This is a genomic window from Calothrix sp. NIES-2098 (genome assembly GCF_963875125.1).
Taxonomy (GTDB): Bacteria; Cyanobacteriota; Cyanobacteriia; order Cyanobacteriales; family Nostocaceae; genus Aulosira.
The window spans coordinates 7,590,122-7,601,750 of the sequence record NZ_CAWNKJ010000001.1 but is presented as its reverse complement, the minus strand read 5'-3'; the positions used below and the strand labels follow the sequence as shown (position 1 = coordinate 7,601,750).

Sequence of the window (11,629 nt, the reverse complement as noted above, 5' to 3'; positions counted from 1 at the left end):
TATTTAAAGCTACAGGTTTTGCTGCACAAGACTTTTAAGTGTAGTCTTTATCCGTCGCAATTCAGCAAAAATTGTTGGTTTTAATATCAAATTATCCTTACACTGACACCTGAGAGTGAGGATATGCATCAGTTACAGGGGTAGTATGGCGCTGCCTCCTAATGTTTGAATATCGGTGGCCGTTTGCACCACCTTTGGGTAAATATAAACCATGAACTGGGGCCAGCAGTAGATATTTATCAATAGTTAAGAGTTACTTAGATTTCCTAGAGCATAAGTAGATGCTGGGTAATAGACCTTCCTTTTTGCTGAAGCTCAAGCGGCGATCGCTACCAGTAAATTTCCTAGGCTCGAAATTGTCGTATTTTATTCTTAAGTTTAATTATCAAGTTAGCAAATCTGTCATAAGATAGATTTCAACGAAGAAGAGATATGTATTTTGTCCTTTGTTTCTCCTGCTTCCTCTGCTCTCGTTAAGGTAATCGCCAAATTTTAATTGTCCGGTCGCTACTTCCGCTTACTAAAGTCTGTCCATCTGGGCTAATTGCTAAAGCATTAACTGAACTCCTATGCCCATTCAGAGTCGTTTTGATAGCACCAGTTTTTAAATTCCAAATTTTGATGGTATCGTCCCAACTTCCACTGATTAAAGTCTGTCCATCTGGGCTAATTGCTAAAGCACTAACTGGATAGTAGTGTTTAGCAAGAGTATTTTTTAACTGCCCTGTTTGCAAATCCCAAATTTTGATAGTATCGTCTGTGCTTCCACTTGCTAAAGTCTTACCATCTGGGCTAATAGCAATAGACATTACTGATTTTGTGTGTCCACTGAAGGTATTTTTTAGCTGCCCTGTTGCTAGGTTCCAAATCTTGATAGTATTGTCTGCACTACCACTGACTAAAGTTTGCCCATCTGAGCTAATAGCAATAGGCATCACTGATTTTGTATGTCCAGTGAGCGTGTATTTTAAATTTCCTGTTTGCAGATTCCATGTCTTAATATTCTTGTCTTCACCACCACTTACTAGAGTTTGTCCGTCAGGACTAATCGCCACAGAATTGACAGAATTTTGACTTTGAAAAAGAGTAGCTTTTAAATTACCAATTGGTAATTTAGAAATTTTGATATTGCCATCTTTACTGCCACTAACTAAAGTTTTACCATCACGGCTAATAGCCACAGAATTAACTTCGCTAGAATGTAAGTTAAGAGTAGTTTTCAAAGTACCAGTTTGCAGATTCCAAATCTTGATACTTTTGTCTGTACTGCCACTTACTAAAGTGTTACCATCATCACTAAATGCTAAAGAATTAATTGAGCCGTTATGGCCAGTTAAGCTATGAGCTAAAGCTAGTTTTTCATAAGCAACTGTTTTAGGTAGTAAAGCTTTACTAATTTGCCAAACTCCATATCCTCCCAAACCCAGCAGCAAGATAGCACCACCCAATAGTAATGGTATTTTCAACTTTGGTTTAGGTTTGAGTGAGTCTACAGACTTTAATGGCGGAGGTTGATAGTTGACTGTCGGTGGTAATTCAGGCGATGGCGATGATATTTGTCGAGGAAAAGCTACTGTAGCAGGCATTTCGTGTTTACCCACATCTTTCAAAGCTTGTAAAACTGCTTCTGCTGACTGGTAACGCTCCTCATAGTTTGATTGCAGCAATTTATCTAAAATCATCGCTAATTTTTGACTGACTGGTTGCTGCAAATACTGTCGCCAATTAGCAACCCAACCATACCCTTGTTGCTTCCACAATTCCCAAGGGGAGATATCAGTCAGCAGATGAAAGCAAGTAGCACCTAAACTATATAAATCACTGGCTGGATATGCTTGTCCACCTTGCATCTGTTCTAAGGCAGCATAACCAAAAGAGCCGATGGTTGTTCCTTGGTGAGTAATTACCGTTTCACTCAACTGTTTAGATGCACCAAAATCGATGAGAATTATATCTCCCTTTCCTGGTTGAGACGATTTACGACGGAGAATATTTTGGGGCTTGATATCTCTGTGAATTACTTTCTGTTCGTGAACAATTTTGAGAATACTTAATAAATCGAGCAGCAATTCCTGAATCTTTTGCTCACTAAAAATACCCTGCTGTTGTAATTCCTCTAATAAATTCTCACCGTCGATAAACTGCTGCACCAAATACAAACGATTATCTTGCTCAAAATATGCGAACAGTGTCGGGATTTGTGGATGTTCTCCTAAATGTTGCAGTCGCCTTGCTTCTTGCTCAAATAATTCCGTCGCCTTTTGCAGTGCGCCAGTTCCCTGTATTTGAGGTGCAAATTGCTTAATGACGCATAGTTCATTAAATTTTTCAACGTCTTCAGCCAAGTAGGTTTTACCAAATCCTCCGCTACCCAGTACCCGGATGGGGCGATAGTGACGCAATATGATGAGGGGAACTCCACAGTGAGAGCAAAACTGTGTGCCATCAGGATTGGGAGGATTATCGCAAGAAGAGTTGAGGCAACATATCATACACGTAGGTTGATCGGTAGATAGAGTAATTATCGCCTAGCGATCGCTTGCTGTCAGTCACCCCAGAAATCGCTATAATTCTGGTGAGTTTTGGGAAAATCAGCCATGTTAAACTACAATCTGCCGAGGTACTTGCCTTCTGCTGAAGAACTGCCCGACTCTGACGAAACACCTGTGGATAATGAATTGCAAGAATTAATACCAGGTTTGCTGAAGGCAATACTGCTGATACTTTGGGCAGAACGCATGGACTGGTTCTTTGGCGTAGATATGGGTATTTATTATCATCCAGATGAACCTGCTATTGTGCCCGATGGGTTTTTAAGTTTAGGTGTAGAGCGTTTTTATGATGAGGAACTACGCCCCAGTTATGTGTTATGGGATGAAAATGTTGTACCTCAATTAGTGCTAGAGGTAGTTTCTCCAAATTATCGTAAAGAATACACAGCTAAATTAGATCAATATGCGAAATTAGGCGTACTGTATTACGTAATTTATTCTTCTCGCCGTCGCCGCAAACCGCGTCTAGAGGTACATAAATTAGTTAATGGTAGCTATGAATTGCAACCTGGAAATCCTGTTTGGCTACCAGAAATTGGCTTAGGAATTGGCTGCGAAAGAGGAAACTATTCTGGTGTCACAAGGGAATGGCTGTATTGGTACGACGAGGAAGGTAAGCGTTATCCCACGCCCAAAGAACAAATTCAACAAGAAGTGCAACGTGCCCAACAAGAAGCACAACGCGCCGAACAAGAAGCACTGCGCGCTCAACAAGCAGAGCAACGCGCCCAACTGGCAGAACAACGCGCTCAACAACTTGCAGAACAATTAAGAGCTTTGGGAATAGATCCTGATAACCTAGGTTAACGATTTCTCCAAACGCACGTCTTTGTAAGAATCGTGATTGTCGCCATTGACGCAATATAAAACTATTTCTTTTTAGGAATCACATTCCTAATTCCACCTTTAGCAGTGACAGTATCACCTATGTAACGAGGGATGATATGAATACTGGCGTGCATCATATTTTGTCCTGCGGCTCGATTGATGTTCATTCCTACATTAAAACCATCGGGTGCAAATTCTGTTTTGAGAATTTCTTGTACTTTGTTCACCATAAACCAGCAAGCAGACTGTTCTTTGAATGGTAGCTCAAAATAACTGCTGACATGGCGTTTAGGAACAACTAAAATATGTCCTTTACTTACAGGATAACCATCAAACATTGCATAGGCAGTTGCCGATTCTGTTAATATATTTAGATTTCTATGGGGATTGCAAAATAGACAATTATTAGCTGAATTACGTTGGTAATTATAATGAGTATATTCATAAAACTCCCGCAAAGCATCCAAATATATTGAATTAAAAGGGAGCTTGACAATACATTGATATGTAGGCTTTTTATGAACATAATGTTCTCTAAAACCTTCCTTTTTAATATCCCTTCTCACCGCATAATAAACTTTACCTCCTGGTTTCAGTAAGTGCGAGACTTGCATGAGTACATTAGCTTGTTCTTCAGGAAACAAAACATTTAAAACATAAAAGCAGATTATTGTGTCAAATGTTTCTTGAGGATATTCAGGAAAATAATAAGGATCGTAACCTGTAATATCACAGCCTTTTTGGCGCAAAATTTTCACATCATTGCCAAAGCCGCAACCAAAATCTAGTATTTTGCCTTGAAGCAGGTTTTGAGTTAATAAAAACTGTGCAGGGAATGATAAGTTACTTCTTTCTATAGCTGTGAGATGACTGAATTGATTTTTTTGCTGCTTCATGGAATTTAGGTGCTTTTCCCTGTCTTCAGGTGCATCTCGCTTTGCTACTGTTCGGGTATTTATATTTGTTATTTTGCTGATGTGTTTATGCGATCGCATCAGGGTCAACACCTAGCTCGCGTAACTTAGCCGCTAATATATCAGCGCGTTGGCGTTCTTGTTCGGCTTGTTCGCTACTCCACAACAGCAAATTTCCTTCGCTATCCCACCACCGTAGCCAATTCATAGTTTGGCATAATCTTTCACCTAGCCAAATTCCGAGAAATAACTCCAACTCAGGAATCCAGAAACGCCCATTTGCATCTGCTGGCTGCAAAGTATATTGTCCATTTTGCCAGCAGCGTACTTCTAAACTTGGTTCGTAAGGGTCGTAGGTAACGTAAGTTGGAACCTTGAGAATCCGTTCGTAAAAATAGAGTTTACCGTAGGGTGGAGTTGAGCGAACTGATAATTCTCCGCCTTCTGTATCTGAAAGAAATTCCATTACTACAGCCACCGCCGCACCTTCTAAATTGGGAGTATAACTACGCCGAATTACATCAGCAGCTACAGGCTGAACTTGAGGTACATAAAACCAGTCAGGCGCTTTGACGACGATTTTTTTGTTGACTGTGGCTACCAGTCCAAAATTAGAGCCAATCAACATCTGGGGTTGGATGCGTCCTGCTGTTCCTAAAGCATCGGTAAGCGCTGCGGCGAGAGGTGGTTGCTGAATATTTTCCACGGGATCGTCGGGTAAAATGAAGTCGGTTGGAAGTGCTTCCCAAGTGACAATTGGTTCTTTTTGAATGGGGTTAATTTGTAGAACCATAAAACTATTCCTAATGTGAAAAAGCAGGGGAACAGGGAGCAAGGGAGAAAAATCACCGCAAGGGTTGAGCTAATTGACTGCATTAGTTAAATGAAATCAACCGCCGATAAACGCCGATGAACGCCGATAAAAGGGATTTTTGTAATTCATCACTTTAGCCATGTCACGCCACGAAAATTCAAGGTCTACTGACTTTAAATTATCGTAAAATCTGAAATGCTTGCTGAGACTGGTGTATATACTCGTAGTCAAAATCTCAACGGACACGAGTATGCTAATTGAATGGTTCACTACCTGGGTAGCTACACAAGCGGTTGGATTTCTAGTCAAGACTATCATCAGCGAAGATTTTGTCAAAGATTTAGTCAAGGACTACGGTAAAGATTTTTTCAAATTTATCTTTAAAAATGCTGTAACCCTACCCTTTAAGCAAGAACCGTTGCAAAAAGCTGAAATCATGGCGCTAACAGAGTTTTTGCAACTGATGCAGCAGGATTTAGAAGATGGTGAACTTAATGAAGATGAAATCAAAAAGTATACGCAGCCGCTAAAGAAATTTCTGAACAATTTCAGAAGTCCGAGAAATTTTAGGAAATGCCTTTAAGTATGATTGTCAAGCTATAGACACAAAGAGATTAAAAGAAATTTGGTATCAACTTAATGTCTCAGATCAGTTGCCTGATAACTTTAAATGGAAAGCGATTGGCAGGCAATATCTACAAAAGGTTAAAGAAATTATTGTAGGAGTTCCTGAACTTAGAGAAATTCTTGATTCTAGGAATATAGATAAAATTCGAGATAACACAACAGAGATTGCCGGAATTATTCCTGATTTTGATTTAGAACGCTATCAAGAAGCAATTCATGAGAGCTACGGTAATCTCAAATTAGATAGCTTAGATACTAGCGGTTACGCCTATAACGAACTGAAATTATGGCGAATTTTTATTGCTCAAAATGTGCGGGAAGTTGAACAAGTTATACCACAAGTTCATGAACTACCTAAAGAGCATCTGAGACGGCTGCAAGAAACTAACCAACTAGAAGCAGCAATTGCAGCAGCCGAATTAGAAAAGCACAAACGTGTTTATTTAGAACAGCCAATAAGTTCAGTATTAGATGTAATCAATGAAAAGCAAAAGTATAAATATATTGTGATTTTGGGCGATCCTGGTGCAGGTAAGTCTACATTGTTGCAATATCTGGCTTTAAATTGGGCAGAGTCACCACTAAATAATGTTATCTCTTTGCCGATTCCTTTATTAATTGAGTTACGCACTTATATGCGACGGCGAGATAATAATGAGTGCAATAATTTTCTAGAATTTTTCCATAAATGTAGCGGTGCAATTTCTCACTTAAATCAACATCAACTGCACGAACAGCTTAAGGCTGGTAAGGCTTTGGTGATGTTTGATGGTTTGGATGAAGTTTTTGAGCCTGGTAAACGAGAGGATGTAATTACAGATATTCATCGCTTTACTAATGAGTATTCTAATGTGCAGGTAATTGTCACTTCTCGTGTGATTGGCTATAAACCGCAAAGATTGCGTGATGCTGAGTTTCGTCACTTCATGTTGCAAGATTTGGACTCATCACAAATTCAGGATTTTATTGACCGCTGGCATGAGTTAACTTTTAGCGATGCAGCAGATAAAGTTAGGAAACGGGATCGATTGCAAAGAGGAATTGAAACTTCCAAAGCTATTACAGAATTAGCAGGTAATCCCCTGTTGTTGACGATGATGGCAATTCTCAATCGTAATCAGGAATTGCCAAGAGATAGAGCCGAACTTTATAACCAAGCATCGCGGGTATTGTTGCATCAGTGGGATGTGGAACGCGCTTTAGTGGAAGATAAAAGATTAGATCACAAAACCATTGATTATAAAGATAAGCAAGCGATGCTGCGTCAAGTTGCTTATTATATGCAGACTGGCGAAAAAGGTTTAGCAGGTAATTTAATTAGAGAAGATGATTTAGTCAAGATTTTGACTGACTATCTCAAAACCATAGAAGTTAGTCAAGCGCGAGAAGCTGCAAGGGTAATGATTAATCAACTGCGGACTCGCAACTTTATGTTATGTTTCTTGGGCGCAGATTATTATGCTTTTGTGCATAGAACATTTTTAGAGTATTTCTGTGCTTGGGAGTTCGTTTGGCAGTTTAAAGAAACGCAAAACTTAAAAATTGAGGAACTTAAAACTGAAGTTTTTAGCAAGCACTGGCATGATGAAACTTGGCATGAGGTCTTGCTACTAATTACAGGAATGATTGAGCCAAAATTTGTGGGCGGAATTCTTGAATACTTAATGCTGCAAGATGGAGAAAGTTAAAAGTTCGTCAACTTATTTTTAGCAGCTAAGTGTCTTGCAGAAGTGAGAAATCGCTCGGTAATTGCATCAATAGCTAATGAATTACTGAACCAGATAAAAGCTTTAACTAACTATGACCTCTGGTACTATTATGACCCATTCAGGAATAGAGAAGAAACTAAGCTAGTTTGGGAAATTCGCACTCAAGCAGTTGCAGCAGTCGCAACCACATGGCAAGAATCTCTAGACACCAAAACCTTCCTCAAAGACCGCGCTACCCAGGATGATGATAACAATGTGCGACGTGCAGCCATCCAACAATTAGCCCAGAACTTCCAAGATGACCCCGACACCAAAACCATCCTCAAAGACCGCGCTACCCAGGATGATGATAACAATGTGCGAGGTGCAGCCATCGAACAATTAGCTCAGAACTTCCGAGATGACCCTGACACCAAAACCATCCTCAAAGACCGCGCTACCCAGGATGATGATAACAATGTGCGACGTGCAGCCATCGAACAATTAGCCCAGAACTTCCGAGATGACCCCGACACCAAAACCATCCTCAAAGACCGCGCTACCCAGGATGATGATAACAATGTGCGAGGTGCAGCCATCGAACAATTAGCCCAGAACTTCCGAGATGACCCTGACACCAAAACCATCCTCAAAGACCGCGCTACCCAGGATGATGACAACGATGTGCGACGTGCAGCCATCCAACAATTAGCTCAGAACTTCAAAGATGACCCCGACACCAAAACCATCCTCAAAGACCGCGCTACCCAGGATGATCATTACGATGTGCGACGTGCAGCCATCGAACAATTAGCTCAGAACTTCAAAGATGACCCCGACACCAAAACCTTCCTCAAAGACGGAGTAACCCAGGATGATGGTTACGGTGTGCGACGTACAGCCATCCAAGAATTAGCGAAGAACTTCCCAGATGACCCCGACACCAAAACCATCCTCAAAGACCGCGCTACCCAGGATGATGATAACGATGTGCGATATGCAGCCATCCAAGAATTAGCGAAGAACTTCCCAGATGACCCCGACACCAAAACCATCCTCAAAGACCGCGCTACCCAGGATGATCGTTACGATGTGCGACGTGCAGCCATCGAAGAATTAGCTAAACACTTTAAATATCAACCTGAGTTGTTTGAAATTTACTACCACTGTGCTGTTCATGACCTCTTTCAAGATAGCTATCATCCCCTCTATGATCCCGTGTTGAACCCCAATCTTCGGTACATTGCGCTTGACATAATTATCAAGCAATTTCCTCAGCATCCCCAAACTTTACCACTGCTGCGTGACAAAGCAGAAAATGACCCAGATAAGAAAGTGCGGGAGTTTGCTCAGAAGAAGTTGAAGCTGTGGGAAGGGAAAAGGTAAAGGGGTAAGGGGAAAAGGGTAAATTCATTCCTTTGCCCTTTTTCATTGAGCAAGAAGTATTAATCTGGTATCTGTTTAGACGCTCTTAACGGTTAGTTACCAGTCATCGCTCCTCAATTTTTCTCACAATTCCAGCAAAATGTTCGATTATCCTTTTCAGTGGGAATTATATACTGAGCAATTAATGCTACTCAGTTTATATAGTTACCGGGTGAATCTACAATGGCTTATCAAAATATCACTGCTACCGTTTCGCCAGAAGATATCCAAGAAATTAAAGCAGCGCTACAGACAATTCAAAAAAAGCTACCCTTTCTCGTAACCCTCAGTGCGGAGGAACGGCAGAAGTTAGTCAAAATGGGCGATAAAAGCCTAGCTTTTGTGAACAATAGCGTCACTGCGGCGCAGTCTAACCGTGAAATTCTCCCAGCTAGCTTTAACGTTGAGGAATTTGTCCAAGATTATCAATTAGCCACCACACTCACCGAACTTTTAACCTCAATGCGGCAACTCACCGAGCAAGTCGATGATACCCTTTTAGCAGTCGGTAGTGAAGCCATGAGCAGCAGTTTGACAGTTTATGATTACGTCAAAACAGCTGCGAAAAAGACTCCAGGCTTAAAAACTCTAGCAGAACAGTTAGGTGAACGCTTCAAAGCTCTCAGAGCTAAATCTCCTAAAGCAGCATCTGGTAATTGATAAATTCATACTGCTCAATGAGGCTTGGAACTCCGTTAACCAGCCTCAGAACTCCGTTAACCAAGTTCAGAACTCCATTAACCAAGCTCAGAACTCCATTAACCAAGCTCAGAACTCCATTAACCAAGCTCAGAACTCCGTTAACCAAGCTCAGAACTCCGTTAATCAGTCTTTGAACTCCGTTAACCAAGCTCAGAACTCCGTTAATCAGGCTCAGAACTCCATTAACCAAGCTCAGAACTCCGTTAACCAAGTTCAGAACTCCATTAACCAAGCTCAGAACTCCGTTAATCAGGCTCAGAACTCCGTTAACCAAGCTCAGAACTCCATTAACCAAGCTCAGAACTCCATTAACCAAGCTCAGAACTCCGTTAACCAAGCTCAGAACTCCGTTAACGAGCCTTAGAACTCCGTTAACCAGGCTCAGAACTCCGTTAACGAGCCTTAGAACTCCCTTAGACAGGATTGCTATCCGAAAATTTAACTATCTCATTTCCAGGCAAGACTGAAAACTTTGATGTTGTTGCTGGCGATCGCCCGTAATTCTTCGTAGACGATCGAAAACTACAACCAATGTAGTATCGACAATTTGGGCAGATTTGTACCATAATTCTTTTTCGGATTCCTGAGCAAGCGCTCACTCTACAGATGTGAAGCATTTCGTAACTTAAAAATTAGTGGTTTTCATCGGTTGATAGCTCTACTTCCAGAGCCAACTTACTTGCGTGATAACACTTAAGTAAATGCAAGTAAGTATACTTAAAAAATTAAAAAAATATTAACTATATTAGGCTAAAACCCTTTTATTGATATAAATTACCAAGCCAATATATGGGTGCTTACGGTGTATCAATTAAAGAATGTAAAGCAAGCGATCGCCTAAAAACTTTAACCGTAAATACCCTGATATCCTCCCCCCCCTCCTAGAGAAATTCCGCAATAACACGGTTACGTCATTTTGTTGTTCAGATCAAAATGACGAATATCCAGTTGAGGAGGGTAGATTTATGACAAGCCCTGTAATGACGGTGATTAGAGTCAATCTAGAGAAAGCGAAAGAGGTGGCTCTAAACTGGGAACGAGCTTCATATACTGAACTGAGTGCTTATTGTCTAGAAATTTTGCGGGAGATTGGATGTTCGAGTAATGAACTCCCGGTAAATTTACAGACTCGCGAGCAACAGCTCAATTTCATCGCAGGTTTCGCTTCTTATGCTTTTGGTGAGGTGCTAAATGTCCAAAGTGCTAAATGAAGATATCTTCAATGAACCCGAACAGGTAGAAGAAATTAGTTTACCTGTTACAGAAGAAGATTTGTTGATTTTAATGCAGAAATTCGCTGGCTATGAAATCCCTACAAAGGTTTTCTCACAAGCTGTGGCTATTGCTGCTTATGACCGTGCATCAGCTTTCCGTTATGCTGATAACTATGTGAATATCCTCAAGAACAAGAGTAAGCGTAAACATTGGTTGAAATTAGAGCCTGCTCCTGATTTCCGTCTCGATCAGAGATACGCAGATTTGAAGAATTAGACTTTGGAACCTTGGGGGTTCTACTAGAATTAAGACTAAACACAAAATAAATCTGCATTGGCTAGGGAAAAGATGATTGTTGTAGTTGAGGCTTACTCAACGGAAGATAAACTATTCATCTTAGTCTTTATGTCAAGTCTTCAGTCGCTTAATGCACTTGCTCTCAGAATATTTGAGTGTAGGTTTATTGTATGGATTTAGGGATTGGGAAAATTGGCTGTCATGATTGCTGAAATTGTATAACACCCAAGTCCAACACCTCTAATATTTCTTCTACAGTTAAGCTTAACCCTAATAATCTAGTACCATTTTGCAGAAGTCAAAAATTGAAAGGCTTTTATTCTAGACTTTTGCTCAATCTTGTAGACTTAGAAAGTTTTCCTATCAAGCACAGAAGTCTACTTAGACCACAATAGACTGGTTGCAGTTTCTAATTTTGTCACTGAAGGGCATATTTTTGTCTACCTTCTTATCAACACAGGTTTCCTCTCGATTCAAGCTACAACCTTAGTAATTGCTGATGTTATATCTGCAAACTTATCACTTGCTGATTTGATAAGTGCTGTATATTCATCTTCAATTACTATT

The 11,629-nt window shown here is 40.5% G+C and carries 8 protein-coding genes and 1 pseudogene; 5 read left to right on the top strand and 4 right to left on the bottom strand.

All coding sequences use genetic code 11. The features are described from left to right. Positions 1-473 precede the first annotated feature (473 nt). Complete coding sequence (locus AACU33_RS32045) at positions 474-2,492, bottom strand: serine/threonine-protein kinase (protein WP_096594310.1); 2,019 nt, start codon at positions 2,490-2,492, stop codon at positions 474-476. 105 nt (positions 2,493-2,597) lie between these two features. On the opposite strand from AACU33_RS32045, the gene AACU33_RS32040 reads away from it, so the two are divergent. Then, complete coding sequence (locus AACU33_RS32040; RefSeq protein ID WP_096594309.1) at positions 2,598-3,359, top strand: Uma2 family endonuclease; 762 nt, start codon at positions 2,598-2,600, stop codon at positions 3,357-3,359. 62 nt (positions 3,360-3,421) lie between these two features. On the opposite strand, the gene AACU33_RS32035 is transcribed toward AACU33_RS32040, so the two are convergent. Both AACU33_RS32035 and AACU33_RS32030 read right to left on the bottom strand, forming a co-directional pair. Continuing rightward, positions 3,422-4,276 (bottom strand): HIT domain-containing protein, encoded by an 855-nt coding sequence (locus tag AACU33_RS32035; protein ID WP_096594308.1) that lies wholly within the window; start codon positions 4,274-4,276, stop codon positions 3,422-3,424. Positions 4,277-4,361: 85 nt separating this feature from the next. Next, on the bottom strand, positions 4,362-5,087 hold the full coding sequence (locus AACU33_RS32030) for a Uma2 family endonuclease (RefSeq protein WP_096594307.1): 726 nt from the start codon (positions 5,085-5,087) through the stop codon (positions 4,362-4,364). Positions 5,088-5,358: 271 nt separating this feature from the next. Here AACU33_RS32030 and AACU33_RS37685 point away from each other — a divergent pair. Both AACU33_RS37685 and AACU33_RS32010 read left to right on the top strand, forming a co-directional pair. Continuing rightward, positions 5,359-8,809: pseudogene (locus AACU33_RS37685) on the top strand (HEAT repeat domain-containing protein). Positions 8,810-9,031: 222 nt separating this feature from the next. Continuing rightward, the gene (locus AACU33_RS32010) at positions 9,032-9,508 is read left to right on the top strand and encodes a hypothetical protein (RefSeq protein WP_096594306.1); all 477 of its coding nucleotides are present in this window, start codon (positions 9,032-9,034) and stop codon (positions 9,506-9,508) included. Here AACU33_RS32010 and AACU33_RS32005 read toward each other — a convergent pair. Beyond that, positions 9,486-9,866 (bottom strand): DUF308 domain-containing protein, encoded by a 381-nt coding sequence (locus AACU33_RS32005; protein ID WP_339376405.1) that lies wholly within the window; start codon positions 9,864-9,866, stop codon positions 9,486-9,488. The genes AACU33_RS32010 and AACU33_RS32005 overlap by 23 nt on opposite strands. 649 nt (positions 9,867-10,515) lie before the next feature. On the opposite strand from AACU33_RS32005, the gene AACU33_RS32000 reads away from it, so the two are divergent. Together AACU33_RS32000 and AACU33_RS31995 are read left to right on the top strand one after the other, a co-directional pair. Beyond that, entirely contained in the window at positions 10,516-10,761 is a 246-nt protein-coding gene (locus tag AACU33_RS32000; protein ID WP_086684959.1) for a hypothetical protein, read from the top strand. After that, positions 10,742-11,041 carry a hypothetical protein gene (locus AACU33_RS31995; RefSeq protein ID WP_096594304.1) on the top strand — a complete coding sequence of 100 codons (300 nt, stop codon included), beginning with the start codon at positions 10,742-10,744 and terminating at the stop codon, positions 11,039-11,041. The genes AACU33_RS32000 and AACU33_RS31995 overlap by 20 nt, the downstream gene beginning before the upstream one ends. The last annotated feature ends 588 nt before the right edge of the window (positions 11,042-11,629 follow it).

What these genes read in the sequence shown, in the direction of transcription:
- AACU33_RS32045 (WP_096594310.1), bottom strand. Translation starts at nt 2,492, where the DNA reads ATGATATGTTGCCTCAACTCTTCTTGCGATAATCCTCCCAATCCTGAT.
- AACU33_RS32040 (WP_096594309.1), top strand. Translation starts at nt 2,598, where the DNA reads ATGTTAAACTACAATCTGCCGAGGTACTTGCCTTCTGCTGAAGAACTG.
- AACU33_RS32035 (WP_096594308.1), bottom strand. Translation starts at nt 4,276, where the DNA reads ATGAAGCAGCAAAAAAATCAATTCAGTCATCTCACAGCTATAGAAAGA.
- AACU33_RS32030 (WP_096594307.1), bottom strand. Translation starts at nt 5,087, where the DNA reads ATGGTTCTACAAATTAACCCCATTCAAAAAGAACCAATTGTCACTTGG.
- AACU33_RS32010 (WP_096594306.1), top strand. Translation starts at nt 9,032, where the DNA reads ATGGCTTATCAAAATATCACTGCTACCGTTTCGCCAGAAGATATCCAA.
- AACU33_RS32000 (WP_086684959.1), top strand. Translation starts at nt 10,516, where the DNA reads ATGACAAGCCCTGTAATGACGGTGATTAGAGTCAATCTAGAGAAAGCG.
- AACU33_RS31995 (WP_096594304.1), top strand. Translation starts at nt 10,742, where the DNA reads ATGTCCAAAGTGCTAAATGAAGATATCTTCAATGAACCCGAACAGGTA.